Annotated in this window: 16 protein-coding genes; 7 read left to right on the forward strand and 9 right to left on the reverse strand. The window is 62.4% G+C overall.

All coding sequences use genetic code 11. The annotated features are described in order from the left end of the window. Window positions 1–163 precede the first annotated feature (163 nt). The 9 genes from C5J26_RS26215 to C5J26_RS26255 form a co-directional block, all read right to left on the reverse strand. The gene (locus tag C5J26_RS26215) at window positions 164–1,222 is read right to left on the reverse strand and encodes a dienelactone hydrolase family protein (protein WP_105404441.1); all 1,059 of its coding nucleotides are present in this window, start codon (window positions 1,220–1,222) and stop codon (window positions 164–166) included. Beyond that, window positions 1,219–1,953 carry a FadR/GntR family transcriptional regulator gene (locus C5J26_RS26220; protein WP_105404442.1) on the reverse strand — a complete coding sequence of 245 codons (735 nt, stop codon included), beginning with the start codon at window positions 1,951–1,953 and terminating at the stop codon, window positions 1,219–1,221. Before C5J26_RS26220 ends, C5J26_RS26215 begins: the two co-directional genes overlap by 4 nt. A 31-nt stretch (window positions 1,954–1,984) precedes the next feature. After that, on the reverse strand, window positions 1,985–2,743 hold the full coding sequence (locus C5J26_RS26225; RefSeq protein ID WP_105404443.1) for an ABC transporter ATP-binding protein: 759 nt from the start codon (window positions 2,741–2,743) through the stop codon (window positions 1,985–1,987). Continuing rightward, the gene (locus tag C5J26_RS26230) at window positions 2,740–3,597 is read right to left on the reverse strand and encodes an ABC transporter ATP-binding protein (protein ID WP_105404444.1); all 858 of its coding nucleotides are present in this window, start codon (window positions 3,595–3,597) and stop codon (window positions 2,740–2,742) included. Before C5J26_RS26230 ends, C5J26_RS26225 begins: the two co-directional genes overlap by 4 nt. 9 nt (window positions 3,598–3,606) lie before the next feature. After that, window positions 3,607–4,491, reverse strand: coding sequence for an ABC transporter permease (locus C5J26_RS26235; RefSeq protein ID WP_371674862.1), 885 nt, complete (start codon window positions 4,489–4,491; stop codon window positions 3,607–3,609). Window positions 4,492–4,513: 22 nt separating this feature from the next. Beyond that, window positions 4,514–5,530: an ABC transporter permease gene (locus C5J26_RS26240; protein WP_046634007.1), complete on the reverse strand. Its 1,017-nt coding sequence runs from the start codon at window positions 5,528–5,530 to the stop codon at window positions 4,514–4,516. A 73-nt stretch (window positions 5,531–5,603) separates the two neighbouring features. Next, complete coding sequence (locus C5J26_RS26245) at window positions 5,604–7,208, reverse strand: ABC transporter substrate-binding protein (protein ID WP_172746083.1); 1,605 nt, start codon at window positions 7,206–7,208, stop codon at window positions 5,604–5,606. Window positions 7,209–7,494: 286 nt separating this feature from the next. Beyond that, a complete protein-coding gene (locus tag C5J26_RS26250; protein ID WP_105404446.1) occupies window positions 7,495–8,178 on the reverse strand; it encodes a GntR family transcriptional regulator in 684 nt (227 codons plus the stop codon). 31 nt (window positions 8,179–8,209) lie between these two features. Then, entirely contained in the window at window positions 8,210–9,109 is a 900-nt protein-coding gene (locus C5J26_RS26255) for a dihydrodipicolinate synthase family protein (protein ID WP_172746086.1), read from the reverse strand. A 252-nt stretch (window positions 9,110–9,361) separates the two neighbouring features. Here C5J26_RS26255 and C5J26_RS26260 point away from each other — a divergent pair, with 252 nt between their 5' ends. The 7 genes from C5J26_RS26260 to C5J26_RS26290 all read left to right on the forward strand — a co-directional run bounded on the left by C5J26_RS26260 (window position 9,362) and on the right by C5J26_RS26290 (window position 16,091). Continuing rightward, entirely contained in the window at window positions 9,362–10,111 is a 750-nt protein-coding gene (locus C5J26_RS26260) for a hypothetical protein (protein ID WP_105404448.1), read from the forward strand. A 160-nt stretch (window positions 10,112–10,271) separates the two neighbouring features. After that, window positions 10,272–11,150 carry a dihydrodipicolinate synthase family protein gene (locus C5J26_RS26265; protein WP_105404449.1) on the forward strand — a complete coding sequence of 293 codons (879 nt, stop codon included), beginning with the start codon at window positions 10,272–10,274 and terminating at the stop codon, window positions 11,148–11,150. A gap of 5 nt (window positions 11,151–11,155) precedes the next feature. Further along, on the forward strand, window positions 11,156–11,836 hold the full coding sequence (locus tag C5J26_RS26270; RefSeq protein WP_105404450.1) for a GntR family transcriptional regulator: 681 nt from the start codon (window positions 11,156–11,158) through the stop codon (window positions 11,834–11,836). Window positions 11,837–11,887: 51 nt separating this feature from the next. After that, entirely contained in the window at window positions 11,888–13,219 is a 1,332-nt protein-coding gene (locus tag C5J26_RS26275; RefSeq protein WP_046666286.1) for an ABC transporter substrate-binding protein, read from the forward strand. Next, the gene (locus C5J26_RS26280) at window positions 13,219–14,154 is read left to right on the forward strand and encodes a carbohydrate ABC transporter permease (protein WP_105404451.1); all 936 of its coding nucleotides are present in this window, start codon (window positions 13,219–13,221) and stop codon (window positions 14,152–14,154) included. Before C5J26_RS26275 ends, C5J26_RS26280 begins: the two co-directional genes overlap by 1 nt. 29 nt (window positions 14,155–14,183) lie before the next feature. Continuing rightward, window positions 14,184–15,005 (forward strand): carbohydrate ABC transporter permease, encoded by an 822-nt coding sequence (locus tag C5J26_RS26285; RefSeq protein ID WP_172746103.1) that lies wholly within the window; start codon window positions 14,184–14,186, stop codon window positions 15,003–15,005. 27 nt (window positions 15,006–15,032) lie between these two features. After that, complete coding sequence (locus tag C5J26_RS26290; protein WP_105404453.1) at window positions 15,033–16,091, forward strand: ABC transporter ATP-binding protein; 1,059 nt, start codon at window positions 15,033–15,035, stop codon at window positions 16,089–16,091. The last annotated feature ends 36 nt before the right edge of the window (window positions 16,092–16,127 follow it).

Consider the following 16,127-nt stretch of genomic DNA (forward strand, 5'->3'; position numbering starts at 1 on the left):
CCACAAGGGGGAGGGTTAAGACCGCCGCTCCGCCTCGCATCCCATCGGTGATCTCCCCTTGAGGGGGAGGTGTCCGGAGGGGCAGAGGGGGGTGCCTCACCGCATACTCGGCCTCGACCAGATCCAACCCCGCTTTCGCGAAGGACCTGCCTTCCAACCCACCTCACATCATCCGATCGAGCCAGTCCATCGCATGGTCCTGCTGGTCAACCGGAAATGCATGAGCAGCACCGGGCCAAAGCCTCGTTTCGAGGCAGCGCTCCGCATCGGCGGCCGCCCAGATCGCATGAAGTTGCTCCTGCGCCGCCAAGGCGGCAGGCTTCGGAAAATGCCGGTCCTCGGCACCGCTGAAGATCAGCGTGGGTTTCGGCGCGGCGAGGCCTGCAAAATGCGGATAATCGATCTTTCCCGCGATCGGCGGATGCAGCATGGAAAAGGCCGACTGGCCGCGAAGCTGGTTGTTGCCCGGCTGCATGAGGCCTTGCAGCGTCCCCATCCAGCCGCCGGCGACGCAGGCGCTGGCATCGTCCGAAAGTGCGGCCGCCTGCCAGGCGCGCGAGCCGCCCATCGAATAGCCGAAGCTCGCCACACGGCTTCCATCGACGCCGGCCAGCGCGCCAAGCCATGCCATGGCCTCGATGTCCTCGAGCAGGATGACGGAGGCGTAGGAAACCCCGAACTGCATGAGATTGGCGGCCAGCGCCTGCTGCGCTTCGTAACCGTTGCCTTTCCGGCTGCCCCAGCCGAGCGCGTCGGCGCAGAGCACGGTGTAACCGCGCCGGGCGAGTTCGTTGCCGACATGCCGGCCGCCGTAAAGTTTCGCCGCCCATCGATCCGTATCCGCTGCGATCTCGGAAGCCTCGCCGGAGCGGCGGATCATCTTCTCCTTGCCGATCGAGAAGAGCGAGCCGTGGTCGTGCAGGAGCAGCACGGCCGGCGTAACGTCATTTGTATCCGGGCGAAGGAGATAGGCTCTCGTCGTTTCGCCGTTCGAAAAGCCAAGTTCGAGCTCTTGGGCCCTGCATCCGTCTTCAGCCCACTCCGTGAGGACCGAGGCGCTTGCGGGCGCGATCCGCCCGACGCCGAGTGCCTGCCGCATCTTGTTCCGTGTACGGTCCTTCCAGTCGGAAAAGCCTTCCGCCGCCGGCCGGAAATGCCAGTCGAACGAGAGGTTGTCGCGCAGCCTCGCTGCGAGGCTGGACATGTTCTCGCTGTCGATCATTTCTCCTGCCGCAGCCGTTCGAGCATCCGGTCTCGGCTGTCGCCCAGGTGCTTGCGCATCGCCCCGCGCGCGCCTTCCACGTCACGGGCTTCGATTGCCTTGAGGATGGCACGGTGTTCTTCATTGACGCGCGCGAGATGCACGGAAAGGCTCGTGTCATCGACCGCATGGGTCGAAAGCCGCATGCGGGGCATCAGGGTCTCGCCGAGATAGTTGAAGATGCGGAAAAAATGCTCGTTATGGCTGGCGGTGGCAACGGCGCGGTGGAAATCGAAATCCGCCTGCGTATCCCGGCTTGCACGGCGGACGGCAGCATCCATCGCCTTGCAGGCCGCGGTCATGGCCTGGATATCCGCCTGGGTCCGCCGGTCGGCGGCAAGTGCTGCCGCTTCCGATTCGATGCCGATGCGCAGTTCGAGCCCCTTCACCAGGTTTTCGACCAGCATCAGGTTTTCGTCGCCAAGACGGAACGGCGCCACACCCGCATCCTGACGAACGAAGACGCCGATACCGTGATGGATCGAGACGAGTCCGCTTGCACGAAGATTGGCGATCGCCTCCCGGACGACCGTCCGGCTGACGCCCAGTTCGTCGATCAGCGCCTTTTCGGTCGGAAGCTTCGACCCGCGCGGATATTCCCCAAGCTTGATACGCTCGGCGATCGTGCGCACGACCTGCGAACTCAGGGTCTCCCTGCGGCGCCAGGTAGCGGATGGGGCTTCGGCTGTCATCGGGCACTCCATGGCGTCTCGGATGTGAAACTCAGACAGCTTGGTCGTATTCGAGGCTCGCCTGGATCAGTTCCCGGGCATAGGGATCCTTGGCCTGACCTGTCGCCAGCACGTCTCGGCTCATCACCTCGACCACGCGACCATGCTGCATTACCGCCAGCCGCTCGCACATATGATCGATCACCGCAAGATCATGGGAAACGAAGAGATAGGTCAAGTTGCGTTTTGCACGCAGATCGGCGAGCAGATTGAGCACTTCCGCCTGCACCGAGACGTCGAGCGCCGAGGTCGGCTCGTCGAGAAGCAGGATGCGCGGTTCGAGAATGAGCGCGCGTGCGATCGCCACGCGCTGGCGCTGGCCGCCGGAAAGCTCGTGCGGAAAACGCGACAGGAAGGCCGGATCGAGACCGACATCGATCAGGGCCCGCTCCATGCGTTCGACCTGGCGGTCCATGCGATGGATGCGGAGCGGCTCCTGAAGCGCCGTGCGGATCGACTGGCGCGGATGGAGCGAACCGTAGGGATCCTGGAACACCATCTGGACCGCACGGCAATATTCGACGAAGGGCATGTCGTTGACCGACCGCCCCTCGAGCTGGATATCGCCCTCCCAGACGTTCAGGAGGCGGGCGATGCAGCGCAGGATGGTCGATTTGCCGGAACCGGACTCGCCGACGAGCCCGAAGGATTCGCCGGCCTCGACCGAAAAGCAGACGTCGCCGAGAATGCGCTTCTTTGCCAGACCGTAGCCGAGATCGATCGAGAGATTGCGGACGTCGATGGCGGTCATGCGCGCACCTCTTTGGCCTCTGGGGAGATGGTTTGGCGGTTCAGGACCGGAAGCGGCTTACGGCTGCCGCCGATATGCGGCTGTGCGGCAAGCAACCCTTGGGTATAGGGATGCGTGCAGTTGCGCATGTCCCGGGCCGCCCGTTCCTCGACGACCTCGCCATGGCGCATGACCATAACCCGGTCGCAGAAATTGCGCACCAGGTTGAGGTCGTGGCTGATCATGATGAGGCCGATGCCCTTGTTGGTCACCAGCTCGTTCAGGATGTTGAGGACCTGCATGCGCACCGTGACGTCGAGCGCGGATGTGGGCTCGTCGGCGATGATGATCTGCGGCTCGGGGATCAGCATCATGGCGATCATGATGCGCTGGCCCATGCCGCCCGACACTTCATGCGGATAAAGGCCGAACACCCGTTCCGGATCGCGGATCTTCACCGCTTCCAGCATTTCCAGCGTCTTCTGCTTCGCCGCCTGGGCCGATGCCCTGCTGTGGACGCGGTAGGCCTCGGCGATCTGGTCGCCGACGCGATGCACCGGGTTGAGCGAGAATTTCGGATCCTGGAGGATCATCGAAATGCGTCGGCCGCGGATCGTCAGCATCTGCTTTTCGCTGGCGGAGATGAGGTCGGTACCGCTGAAATCCATGCGGTCGGCCTCGATCTTCGCGGTCGGCAGCAACTTCAGCAGCGCGCGGCCGATCGTCGACTTGCCGGAGCCGGATTCGCCGACGATGCCGAGCCGCTCGCGCCCGAGATCGAAGGAAACGCCCTTGACGACGGTATTGTAGACCTTGCCGCTGCGATAGCTGACGCGGAGATTTTCGACCTTCAGAAGTGCCTGGCTGTTGTCCATGGGGAAATCCTAACGCTGTTTCGGATCCAGCGCGTCGCGCAGGCCGTCGCCGAGAAGGTTGAAGGCAAGGCTGACGAGCAGGATGGCACCGCCCGGGAAGGCGACCAGCCACCAGTTGTCCAGCATGTAGCGCCGGCCGGTGGCGATCATCGCCCCCCATTCGGGCAGCGGAGGCTGGGCGCCGAGCCCCAGGAAGCCGAGGCCGGCGGCCGTCAGGATGACGGTCGCCATCGAAAGCGTGATGCGCACCAGGACCGAAGGCAGGCACATCGGCATGATCGACTTGACGATGATGCGCAGTGACGACGCGCCCTGCATGCGCGAGGCCGAGATATAATCGGCGCCGCGGAAGGTCAGCGTTTCGGCGCGGGCGAGGCGGGCGATCGGCGGCCAAGTGGTGAGGCCGATGGCGATGATCGCATTTTCGAGGCCGGCACCGAGGGCTGCGACGAAGGCGAGCGACAGGATGAGGCTCGGGAAGGACAGGAAGATATCGGTGATACGCATCATGATCGTGTCGTACCAGCCGCCGAAATAACCGGCCGTCGTGCCGACCAGCAGCCCGATCGGGCCGACGATCACCGACACGATGGTGATGATCGTCAGGCTGATGCGCGTGCCGTAGATGATGCGGCTCATGATGTCGCGGCCGAGCTCGTCGGTCCCGAACCAGTGCTCGGCACTCGGCGGCTTCAGCGTATTGCCGAGATCGATGACATTCGGGTCATAGGGAGCGATCAGCGGCGCGACGATCGCCGTCAGGACCAGAATGGTGATGACGACGAGGCCGAAGCCCGAAGACGGGTTGCCGAGAAGCTCGCGGATGACGGCCAGCAGCCGGCGGAAGGCCGAATTTGGGTTTGAGCGAGTACCGTTCATGGCCACGTCCTGCATGTCGAGAGATTGAGCTGCCATGTCACCGCGTCCTCGGATCGAAGATCTTGTAAAGTGCGTCGGAAAGCAGGTTGAGCGCAATGAAGATGATACCGACCAGCAGCACGCAGGTCATCACCGCGTTCATGTCGCCGATCAGCATGTTGTTGGTGATGTATTGGCCGAAGCCCGGCCAGGAGAACACGGTCTCGATGAGGACCGCTCCTTCCAGCAGGCTGCCATAGGCGAGCGCCACGATCGTCACCAGTTGCACCCGGATATTCGCGAATGCGTGGTGCCAGATGGTGCGGCCCTTCGAGAGCCCCTTCACCCGCGCCGTGGTCACGTATTCCTGGTTCAGCTGGTCCAGCATGAAACTGCGGGTCATGCGGGTGATATAGGCCATCGACGAATAGCCGAGGATGCTCGCCGGCAGCAGCAGATGGTTGACCGCATCCCGCAAGACCTCCCAGTCGCCGGCGATGATCGAGTCGATCAGCAGGAAGCCGGTCGTTTCCGGAACGAGGCCGATGTAATAATCCGACAGGCGGCCACCGCCGCCGACCAGATCCAGCGCCGCGTAAAAGATGATCAGGCCGATCATGCCGGTCCAGAAGATCGGCATGGAATGGCCGATCAGGGTGAGGAACCGGATGATGTGGTCGACCGGCCGGTTGCGGCGCACGGCTGCCAGAATGCCGAGCGGAATGCCCAGGCCCGCCCCGACGATGATCGCGAATGTCGCAAGCTCGATCGTTGCCGGCATGACATGCAGGATGTCGTTGATGACCGGCTGTCCTGTCCGGATCGACGTCCCGAAATCGCCGTGAGCCAAATCGCTCACATAGCGAAAGAACTGCTGGTAGAGAGGAAGGTTCGCGCCGATCCGTTCCGCGACCGTGTCGTATGTGGCCTGGTCGGCCTCTTCGCCGACAATGGCGCGGACCGGATCGACGGGCATCAGCCGTCCGATGCAGAAGGTCAGGATCAGCAACCCGAGAAGGGTTGCCAATATGGTGCCGGCCTGCCGCGTGAAAGCGGTGAGACGCTCGTTGTTCATGGGACTTCCTCAGAACCGTACCGGATGCCGCGGCGCTGCCAGACCAGGAGGCCGACGCCGCGGCAGCCGACGATTATCGTTCTTTCTTGACGGTGCGAAGCTGTGTGGACCAGGACGGGTTCAGCTCAAGACCCTTGATGTCGGCCCGGAAGCCGACACTGTCGACCACTTCGGAGAAGGGCTGGATCGCCGGCACCATATCCGCGTAATAGGTCTGGATCTCCTGATACTGCTTGGTCTGCTTGTCCTTGTTGCCTTCGACGAGAGCATCATCGACCATCTTGTTGATCTTCTCATCATAGAAGGACGTGCGCCAGCCCTGGAAATTCGTCAGCTTCGCCTCATCCGCATTGTTGGGATTGTAGACGATGGCGCGGAAGTTCGAGTCCGGATGCGGCAACTGGCCGCCACCGCCGCGGCCGACGAGAAGCTCATATTTGCGTTCGCGCATCGCGCCGTAGATCTGGTCGCCGGAGCCGGTGACGATCTCGGCCTTGATGCCGGCCTGTGCCAGCGTCGCCTGGATGGCGGTCGCAAGGCTCATGAACGGCACGTCGGAAATGGCGCGCAACGTGGTCGGGAAGCCGTTCGGATAACCGGCCTCGGCAAGCAGCGCCTTGGCCTTCGCGACGTCGAGCTTGTAGCCCGCATTCGGCAAGGCGCCGAAAATGCCCGCCGGAACCGGACGATCGCGCAGCTTGCCGAAATAGGGCAGCACGCTGTCGTTCAGGCCCTGGTAGTCGATGAGATAACGCAGCGCCTCGCGAACCTTCGGCTTCTGGAACTTCTCGTCCTTCATGGAGACTGCCAGATAATAGAAGCCGCTGCCGCCATTCGTCTGGATCTTGACGTCCTTGCTGCTCTCGAGCGCCTTGAGGTCGGCCGCCGACATGGAGAAGGCGATATCGATATCGCCCTTTTCGAGCATCAGCCGCTGGCTCTGCGATTCGGCCAGATGACGCATCATGATCCGGCGCATGGCCGGCTTCTCGCCCCAGTATTTCGGGTTCTGCTCGAGCGTGACGCGCTCGTTCGACTGCCACTGGCCAAGCGTGAACGGACCGGAGCCGGCAGAGTTGTTGGTGAGCCAGGCGGCGCCCATATCGCCGTTCTTGTCGTGCTCTATGACCGTCTTCGTGTCGAGGATGGAGCCTGGGCCGACGATGCCGAGCGTCTGCACGATGACCTGCGGATCGACCTTCTTCGGCAGCTTGATGACGACCGTGCCGTCGTCCGGAGCGGTGAAGCTTGCATCGGCATTGGCGGCAGAGAAGCCATGGGTCTTCAGGAATGACGCCTGCGCCAGGTTGAGCTTCATCAACCGCTTGAAGGACCAGACCACGTCCGCCGAAGTGACCGGGTTTCCGGAAGCGAAGGTCGCCCCCTTGCGCAGCTTGAAGGTGATCGAGCCGTTGTCGTCGGCGATCGTCCAGCTTTCCGCCAGCTGCGGATTGACCTGGGCGCGATTGACGGCATCGAGCGCCACAAGGTTGTCATATATGTTTGTAAGAACCTGTACGGTCTCCTTGCCGGTGATGGCAGCGGGATCGAGCGTCAGGATATTGGTCATCGAGAAACCGACGACCAGCATATTGGGTGGGGTTTCGGCATAGGCAGGCTGGAAAAACAGAGCGGAACCCAGCAATACCGGTCCCATTATTCTCGATAGCGGCGTCATGGCCGTCCTCCCTTGGATTGCCGGTCTCCTCCCGGCAGATAGATAATCGCGATCCAAGAGATATGATGTCTTACGACACCTGTCAATCCAAAATGCCGCCCTCTCCCATGCCCCATCCCCCGCGGCCAGGAGGATCGCGTAATGAGCCTAGGGGCGTGGAGCCCCTCTACCTGTAAGGAGGGGTTGGAGAGGGCTTCGCTGCGTCTCCGGCCGGACCACCGTACGCGGACAACCGAGATCGGACTGGGAAACGACCTATAGGATTTAAATGCCGGGCCGCCGCCCGTCAGAGCTCGATCGCCCGCTCGCGGGCATGCATGATGTGGCGGTCGATGGCGTCGCCCGCCGCATGCGGATCGCGGGATTTGATGGCGTCGATGATTGCCAGATGATCGGCGAAGGCCGGCGGCAGGACCTGCTCGGAAAGACTGATCCTGTCGAGCTTGATGAGCCGCATGCGGATCGCGTTGACCGCATAGGCCTGGATCAGCAGGTCGTTCTGGGTCGAGTCGACGAGAAGGTTGTGAAACCCGTCGTCGACCTTCTGGCCGCGCTCGAAGACATCCCGCGAGGGGGCATTGCGGACCTCGTCGAGGATCGACTGGTGAAGCCTGGCCTGCTCGTCGAGGATAGCGTCGGGCATCCGCCTGACGGCCGTCAGCACGGCCTCGCGCTCCAGCGCCATACGCACCTGGAAAGCCTGGCGGATGATCGAGAGGTCGATCTGCGTGATCTGGATGCCTCGCTGCGGCATGACCACCAGGAGGCCTTCATATTGCAGACGCGGCAGGAGTTCGCGCAGAGCGCCGATCGAAAGGCCGAGAAGAGCGACGAGTTCCCGCTGGGACACGAACTGACCCGGCCGCAGCCAGCCATCGAACAGCGCCTCGCGAAACCGCTCGTAGGCGATCTGTTTGACCGAGCGAAGGTCTGGCTGTCCAGTGCCGGGCGGTGCAGTACGTACGCTCATCTGTCTCCTATCGCCGGCAGTACCGGGCGGGTCAAGCAGCGGCGCGATAACCCGTCCGCTCAAACAATTCAATGAGCATAGCACGATCGCGCTGATTGAGAGCAACCAGAGGCGGCACCGCATATGCCAGACTTTCGTCGTTGCGATAATGGGCAAGAGCCGCCTTGAGGGCAACGAGCGATCCGTAGGCATCCACTGCCTCGATGCGCCGCGACTGCTTCTCCAGAAGGCCCGCATCGTCGGGATCGTCGTAAAGCGCCGTCAGATCATTGGCAAAGACGTTCGGCATGCCGCCGATCATGCCGGCGCCTCCAGCTTTGAGGAGCGTCGGCAGAACCCGGTCGTCGCCCGTAAAGACGGCAAGCCCCGGGAACGACTTCACCAGCATCAGTCCGTTGTCGAGATCCCCGGTCGAATCCTTGATCCCGACGATGCGGCTGCCATGCTTGCGCATCAGGGCCGCGACCAGCGGCTGCGTGAAGCGGACACGGCTGAGCTGCGGGATGTTGTAGAGCACGAGGTCGATTTCCGTATGCGTCCTGGTCCGTTCGATCAGCGCATCGAAGAAAGCTACGATACCATCCTCGCTCGCTCCGTAATAGAAGGGCGGCAGGACGAGCGCGGCGCGACAGCCGAGTTTTCCATAGGCGATCAGCGAGGTTACCGCGTCGTCGAAACTCGCCGTCATGATCGCCGGGATCTGACGGCCCATATCCACCCCGCCTGCCTTCAGCGTTTCGAGAGCTTCGAGCTTCTGGACAGTCGAAAAGGATGCGCCTTCGCCCGTCGTGCCGAACGTGGAAATGAAGCTGCAGCCGTTTGCCAGGAGATGATCGATATGCGTCTTCAGCCGGAGGGTATCGATACGGAATTCGGCCGTCACCGGCGTGACGGAGGCGGCAACAATGCCCTTCAGCGCTGCATTCAACATGAACAGGTTCCTCGTTATAGAACTGATATAATCAGTGTAGGTATCAGTCGTCAAATATATATTTACATCAGCCGCCGGGTGCGGCATGTTGCGCTTGAGGATTGGCGATGGAGGAAGGGATGCGCGACTGCCGTCGGCATATTTTGAAGCGTGCAAAATCCATTGATTTTATTGGGATGCTTGAAAGCTCGGCTATTGGTACTAATTGCGGATGCCCCTGGGCTTCCACCTCAAACCAAGGAAACTGAACCTATGCCGGACATGCCTGCGGACACCCTCCCCGCCCGCCTCGCGAGTGCCATCCGAAACTCCATCCTGTCGAGGACCGTGCTGGACCCGGAGCCCTTTCTCGGGCTGCCGCTGGCGGATGCCTATGCCGTGCAGACGGACGTGTTTCGCGCGCTCGGCCAGCCGTTCAAGGGCACCAAGCTCACCCTGAAGGGGGATTTCTGCCAGAGCGCACCGCTTCTGTCCGTCGACGAAGAAACCAGCCATGCCCATCAGCCGGGCATCTCGCTGGAAGTCGAACTGGCCTTCGTGCTCGACAAGGATGTCGTGGCCCGCGACGGCGAAGTGACACGCAAGGATATCGTCGACGCGATCGGTTCGGTGCGGATCGGCGTGGAACTTCTTCGCAGCCGTTACCAGGGCGGTTCCCGGGGTGATCCGGCCCTCGCCGCCGCCGACATGATGAGCAATGTCGGTTATGTCCTCGGCCCGCCGCTGGACCGGAGCCTGCTCGACGAAGGCGCATCGATCGGTCAGCTGTCGGTTTTCATCGACGGACAGTCCGGCTTCGACAAGCCGGCGGCGCACTCCGACGGCGACCCGCTGAAGACCATGGTCGTGCTGGCGAACCAGAAACAGCTCACTTCCTTCTCCATGCTCAAGGCGGGACAGGTGATGACGACGGGCACGTTGTGCGGACTGATCCCGGTCGCCGAGCCGGGCAGGATCGAAGTGAACATGGGCGGACAACGGTTCGTCCTCGACCTGAGCTGACGCGACCTCGAGGGATGTGGCGATGACCGAACGTCCCTCGAAACCCACCAACGAACAGTAGCCAAGGCCCGCCCCTCAACTCCTATCAAATTACTTACTTGATTTCTAACATGTCAGTATGCAAATGTTGGAAGGACACTGGGAGGATAAATAAACCAATATGCGTTTCGGGCTCTCCGTCGCACTCGCGACCCCTTTTGACAAAGACGGCAAGATCGTGCTCGACGCGATGGTCACCCAAGCTCGCCGCAGCCTCGATGCCGGCTGCGACAGCGTCACGGTTTTCGGCACGACCGGTGAAGGCGCCTCGATCGGCAATAGCGAACGGGAAAAGGTGCTCGCTGCCATGATTTCGGGCGGCATCGCGCCGCGCGAGATCGTTGCGGGTGTTCTCGTCGATGCGGCTGAGGATGCCGCAGAACAGGCGGCACACGCCCTATCGGCGGGTGCGCGCAACATTCTTCTGGCCCCGCCCTCCTATTTCAAGAATGTCAGCGACGAAGGCCTGTTCGGCTGGTTCTCCACGGTCTTCGCCCTTTTGGGCGACAAGGCCCGCGACATCATCGTCTACCACATCCCGTCGGTCACGATGGTGCCGCTGAGCCACGCGCTGATTGGCCGGCTTCGCCAAGCATTTCCCGGCATTGTCACAGGGGTGAAGGATTCCGGGGGCGAGTGGGCCTTTACCGAAAAGCTCCTCAAGGAACATGGCGACCTCATCATCCTGATCGGCGATGAGCGGCATCTGGCCCAGGGCGTGCGTCTCGGTGGACAGGGTGCGATCTCCGGCGTCGCAAACTTCGCCCCGCGCGAAGTTCGGCGTATGGCCGTGGATGGCGAGGACGATCAGCGGGTCGTCGATCTTGTCGTGGAATTGCTGAAATATCCCGTCATTCCGGCCGTGAAGGTGATGATCGCCCATCTTTCGAACGATCCGTCCTGGCTGACGGTGCGGCCGCCGCTTCTTTCGATCACCGACGAGGGTCAGCGCCTGTTGGTGTCGGCCTTCGACACCCTGTTCCGTTCGAAGGCGGCCTGAAGACCATGGATCAGGCGCGCCCCACGGAAAGTCCGGTCGAGGAGCAGCCAACGCTGAGGGAGAAGGCTTACGAGAGCTTTACGCGCCATCTTCTGGCGCGTGACGTTCGCCCGGGCCAGTTCGTCTCCCAACGTCGGCTGGTGGAATTGACGGGCCTGACGCTGGGCGCAATCCGCGAACTCGTGCCGCGGCTGGAGGCGGAGGGACTGATCAAGACCGTACCACAGCGCGGCCTGCAGATCGCCCATATCGACCTCAACCTCATCCGTGAAGCCTTCCAGCTTCGCCTCTTCCTGGAAAAGGAAGCCGTTGCACTGTTCACCCAATCGGCCCCGGACCAGGCGATCGCCAGGCTTTTGAAAGAGCATCGCGAGATCGTTCAGGCGATCCAGGGCGGCAACGACAGCCGCGAGCTGGAACTCCATGCGCAGGCGGTCGACTGGGGCATGCACGACGCCTTTATCGACGCGCTCGGCAACACCATCATTTCGAACGTCTACCGGGTGAATTCCATCAAGATGCGGCTGATCAGGCAGGAGCGATTCCGCATCGACGGCCGGGTCGGCCCCGTTATGAACGAGCATCTGAAAGTGCTCGAGGCGATCGAGCGACGCTCCGTGGAGGAAGCGGTCGCAGCACTCGTCGCCCATATCAATCACGCGAGGGATCGCGCGATCAGACTTTAGAAAAAGCAGCCGGAGACAAGGGTATCCGGCGCATTAGGAGGAGGAAATAGCATGTCATCTTCGTTCTGGAAGCCCACCCGCCGCAGTTTCCTGGCCGGTTCGGCCGCGCTCGGCGCCGCCGGTTTGGTCGGTTCGCGTCCGGCCTCGGCCGCCGTCGACTGGAAGCGCTTCGCCGGCACCACGCTGGAAGTGAACCTCGTCAAAAGCCCGCGCGGCGATACGATCATCAAGTACCTGGCCGAGTTCGAGGCCCTGACCGGCATCAAGGTCAATGCCGAAGCGACCCCGGAACAGCAGCAGCGCCAGAAGGCGACGATCGAGCTCTCGTCCGGCAAGCCGAGCTTCGACGTCATCCACCTGAGCTACCACGTCCAGAAGCGCCAGTTCGAAAAGGGCGGCTGGCTTGCCGATATCAGCGGCTTCCTGAAGGATCCGACGCTCACCGACCCGTCGCTGAGCGAAAGCGATTTCGCCGAAGCCGGCCTCACCTTTGCCAAGGACAAGGACGGCAAGCTGCGCTCCCTGCCCTTCTCGGTCGACTACTGGATCGTCTACTGGAACAAGGAACTCTTCGAGAAGAAGGGCCTCGCCTATCCGAAGACCTTCGATGAAATGGCAGCGGCAGCGGAAGCGCTGACCGACAAGACCACCAATACCTACGGCTTCGTCGCCCGCGGCCTGAAGAACGCCAACGTTCCGGTGTGGACGGCGCTGATGCTCGGCTACGGCGCGACGGCTCTTGGGCCTGACGGCAAACTGCGCACGACCTCCGACGAGGCCGTCGAAGCCGCCAAGCTTTACCAGCGCCTGATGACCAAGTCGGCCCCGGCCGGCATCTCCGGCTTCAACTGGGCGGAAGCCCAGTCTGCCTTCCTGCAGGGCAAGGTCGGCATGTGGCTGGATGGCGTCGGATTTGCTCCGCCGCTCGAAGACCCGCAGAAGTCCCGTGTCGTCGGCAAGGTCGGCTACGGCGTCATGCCGAAGGGACCGAAGGCGCAGGCGGCCGCCACCTTCGGCGACGGCATCGGCGTCACCGCCGGCAGCCAGAAGAAGGAAGCGGCCTATCTGTTCTGCCAGTGGGTCATCTCGAAGGAGATGGGCGCACGCCTGCTGCAGGCCGGCGCCGGCGTTCCCTTCCGCCAGTCGATCCTAGCCGATGCGGAAGTCCGCAAGGGCGTCACCATGCCCAGCGCATGGGTGGATGCGGTCGCCGCTTCCGGCAAGGTCTCGCAGCTTGCACTGCCGGTCATCATCCCGGTCACGGAATTCCGCGACATCTACGGTGTCGGCCTGACCAACATGATCGGCGGCGCCGACCCGGCAACCGAACTCAAGACGGCAACGGCGCAGTTCGAACCGGTCCTTGCCAAGAGCGAGGGATAATGGCCTCCGTGAGCATCGAAACAGCACGGACGGAAACCGGTAACAAGAGGAGCAAGCCGAGCAGGCTTGCTCCCAACTACTGGCCTTTCGTCGTTCCCGCCCTCATCGTCATCGGCGCGGTCATCGTCTTCCCGTGGGTTTTCACCCTGTGGATGAGCGTGAACAGCTGGACGCTGGGACAGGAGCAGACCTTCGCCGGGCTGGACAACTACATCCGGCTGGCGACCGATTTCCGCTTCTGGGAATCGCTCTGGCACACGCTGATCTTCACGGTGCTGGCGGTCGTGGCACCGCTGTTTCTCGGCACGCTCGCAGCACTTATCTTCGATGCTCAGTTTCCGGGGAGAGGTTTCCTGCGCGGCGTCTTCGTCATGCCGATGATGGCGACGCCGGTCGCCATCGCACTCGTCTGGACCATGATGTACCATCCGCAGCTCGGCGTCCTCAACTATCTGCTGTCGCTGATGGGCATCGGTCCGCAGGAATGGATTTACAACCGCTACAGCGTCATTCCCTCGCTGGTCCTCGTCGAGACCTGGCAATGGACGCCGCTGATCATGCTGATCGTGCTCGGCGGCCTCGCCGCACTTCCCCGCGAACCCTATGAGAGCGCCGAGATCGACGGCGCCAACGCCTGGCAGAAATTCCGCTATCTGACACTTCCGATGATCGCGCCCTTCCTGATGATCGGCGTCATCATCCGCTCGATCGACGCGATCAAGAGCTTCGACATCATCTACGCGATGACGCAAGGGGGACCGGGCACGGCATCCGAGACGATCAACATCTACCTCTACAACACCGCCTTCGCCTATTACGACATCGGCTACGGCTCGGCGATGGCGGTCGTCTTCTTCGTGATCATCGTCGCGCTCTCTTTCCTGCTGATGATGGTCCGCGCGCGGACGAACTGGTCGGACATGGAGACGCGCTGATGGAACACGCCCTCACCAAACGCCCCCTCATCAGACGCAAGACGCTCGATCGCATCGGCCTCCTGTTCGCGGCCCTCGTCATGGTGTCGCCGGTCGTGCTGTTCTTCCTCTGGATGATCTCGCTGTCGCTCAAATACGAGATCGACAACGGCGCCTATCCGCCGATCCTCATCCCGGAAAACTTCGCCTGGTCGAATTATGTGCATGTGTTCCGCGAGAACAATTTCTTCCTGTATTTCTGGAATTCCGTGCTGGTGACGGGGGCCGCGACGCTGCTGGCGCTCATCATCGGCGTGCCGGCGGGATACGGCATCGCACGGTTGAAGGCGGAAAAGGCCGCGATGGTCATCATGATCGCCCGCATGACGCCCGGCCTTTCCTTCCTCATTCCGCTCTTCCTGCTGTTCCAGTGGCTGAACCTGCTCGGCACGCTCTGGCCGCAGATCATCATCCACCTGGTCGTCACCGTGCCGATCGTCGTGTGGATCATGATCGGTTATTTCGAGACGACACCGATGGAACTCGAGGAGGCTGCCAGCATCGACGGCGCGACGCCCTGGCAGGTGTTCCGCCTCGTGGCTCTGCCGATCGCCAAGCCCGGCATCGTCGTCGCCTTCATCCTGGCGCTCATCTTCTCCTGGAACAACTTCGTCTTCGGCATCGTGCTTGCAAGCCGCACCACGCGAACGCTGCCCGTGGCCGTCTACAACATGCTCTCCTTCGAACAGGTCAGCTGGGGACCGCTCGCCGCGGCCGCGCTGATCGTCACCCTCCCCGTGCTGGTACTCACCCTGTTCGCCCAGAAGCAGATCGTCGCAGGCCTGACGGCCGGCGCGGTCAAGGGCGGCTGAGCAGGCTCACAAACAGGATCGAATTTCATGGCAACCGTCACCCTTCACAACATCCAGAAGCGCTTCGGCGCGGTCAACGTCATCCAGGACCTCAGCGTCGATATCGCCGACGGGGAATTCGTGGTTCTCGTCGGCCCGTCGGGCTGCGGCAAGTCCACGCTGCTGCGCATGGTCGCTGGCCTCGAAGAGGTCAGCGGCGGCGAGATCCGCATCGGCGCCCGCGAGGTCAGTAACCTGCCGGCCCGCGACCGCGACATTGCGATGGTGTTCCAGAACTACGCGCTCTATCCGCATATGACGGTGGAGGACAACATGGGCTTCGCGCTGAAGCTCAAGCGGGCGAATCCAGCCGATACCGCGGAGCGGGTAAAGAAGGCGGCCGCGATCCTCGGCCTGGAAAACCTGCTTCAACGCTACCCCCGCCAGCTTTCCGGCGGCCAGCGCCAACGCGTCGCCATGGGCCGGGCGATCGTCCGCAATCCTCAGGTGTTTCTCTTCGACGAGCCCCTCTCGAACCTCGACGCAAAACTGCGCGTGGTGATGCGCAGCGAGATCAAGGCCATGCACCAGCGCATCGGCACGACGACGATCTACGTGACGCATGACCAGATCGAGGCCATGACCATGGCCGACAAGATCGTCGTCCTGCATGACGGCAATATCGAGCAGGTCGGCGCGCCGCTGGAACTCTACGACCGGCCTGCCAACCTCTTCGTTGCCGGCTTCATCGGCTCGCCGGCCATGAACTTTCTGGACGGCAAGATCGAGGAAGGCGTTTTCCGCACCGAAAAGGGAATGATCCTGCCGCTTCCGGCCGACGCCTCGCCGGCCAAGGCGGGCGGCCGCCCGCTCGTCTACGGCATCAGGCCCGAGCACATCCGCGCCAGCGATCAGGGCATCCAGGGCCGCGCGGCGATTGTCGAAGGCACCGGCTCGGAAATCTTTGCCAAGCTCGATTGCGGCGGCGAGCAGCTCTCCTGCCTTTTCCGCGAGCGCATCGATGTCAGGTTCGGCGACACCGTCGGTATCTCGATCGACGCGAAGCAGGTTCACCTCTTCGACAAGGCGACGGGCCACAGGCTCTAAGCAAGGCTGGCGGCTTCTTATCCATTTGCGCAAGCG

It is taken from the genome of Neorhizobium sp. T7_12, assembly GCF_002968535.1.
Taxonomy (GTDB): domain Bacteria; phylum Pseudomonadota; class Alphaproteobacteria; order Rhizobiales; family Rhizobiaceae; genus Neorhizobium; species Neorhizobium tomejilense.

What these genes read in the sequence shown, in the direction of transcription:
- C5J26_RS26245 (WP_172746083.1), bottom strand. Translation starts at nt 7,208, where the DNA reads ATGACGCCGCTATCGAGAATAATGGGACCGGTATTGCTGGGTTCCGCT.
- C5J26_RS26290 (WP_105404453.1), top strand. Translation starts at nt 15,033, where the DNA reads ATGGCAACCGTCACCCTTCACAACATCCAGAAGCGCTTCGGCGCGGTC.
- C5J26_RS26230 (WP_105404444.1), bottom strand. Translation starts at nt 3,597, where the DNA reads ATGGACAACAGCCAGGCACTTCTGAAGGTCGAAAATCTCCGCGTCAGC.
- C5J26_RS26275 (WP_046666286.1), top strand. Translation starts at nt 11,888, where the DNA reads ATGTCATCTTCGTTCTGGAAGCCCACCCGCCGCAGTTTCCTGGCCGGT.
- C5J26_RS26255 (WP_172746086.1), bottom strand. Translation starts at nt 9,109, where the DNA reads ATGTTGAATGCAGCGCTGAAGGGCATTGTTGCCGCCTCCGTCACGCCG.
- C5J26_RS26270 (WP_105404450.1), top strand. Translation starts at nt 11,156, where the DNA reads ATGGATCAGGCGCGCCCCACGGAAAGTCCGGTCGAGGAGCAGCCAACG.
- C5J26_RS26225 (WP_105404443.1), bottom strand. Translation starts at nt 2,743, where the DNA reads ATGACCGCCATCGACGTCCGCAATCTCTCGATCGATCTCGGCTACGGT.
- C5J26_RS26240 (WP_046634007.1), bottom strand. Translation starts at nt 5,530, where the DNA reads ATGAACAACGAGCGTCTCACCGCTTTCACGCGGCAGGCCGGCACCATA.
- C5J26_RS26260 (WP_105404448.1), top strand. Translation starts at nt 9,362, where the DNA reads ATGCCGGACATGCCTGCGGACACCCTCCCCGCCCGCCTCGCGAGTGCC.
- C5J26_RS26215 (WP_105404441.1), bottom strand. Translation starts at nt 1,222, where the DNA reads ATGATCGACAGCGAGAACATGTCCAGCCTCGCAGCGAGGCTGCGCGAC.
- C5J26_RS26265 (WP_105404449.1), top strand. Translation starts at nt 10,272, where the DNA reads ATGCGTTTCGGGCTCTCCGTCGCACTCGCGACCCCTTTTGACAAAGAC.
- C5J26_RS26250 (WP_105404446.1), bottom strand. Translation starts at nt 8,178, where the DNA reads ATGAGCGTACGTACTGCACCGCCCGGCACTGGACAGCCAGACCTTCGC.
- C5J26_RS26220 (WP_105404442.1), bottom strand. Translation starts at nt 1,953, where the DNA reads ATGACAGCCGAAGCCCCATCCGCTACCTGGCGCCGCAGGGAGACCCTG.
- C5J26_RS26235 (WP_371674862.1), bottom strand. Translation starts at nt 4,491, where the DNA reads ATGCAGGACGTGGCCATGAACGGTACTCGCTCAAACCCAAATTCGGCC.
- C5J26_RS26280 (WP_105404451.1), top strand. Translation starts at nt 13,219, where the DNA reads ATGGCCTCCGTGAGCATCGAAACAGCACGGACGGAAACCGGTAACAAG.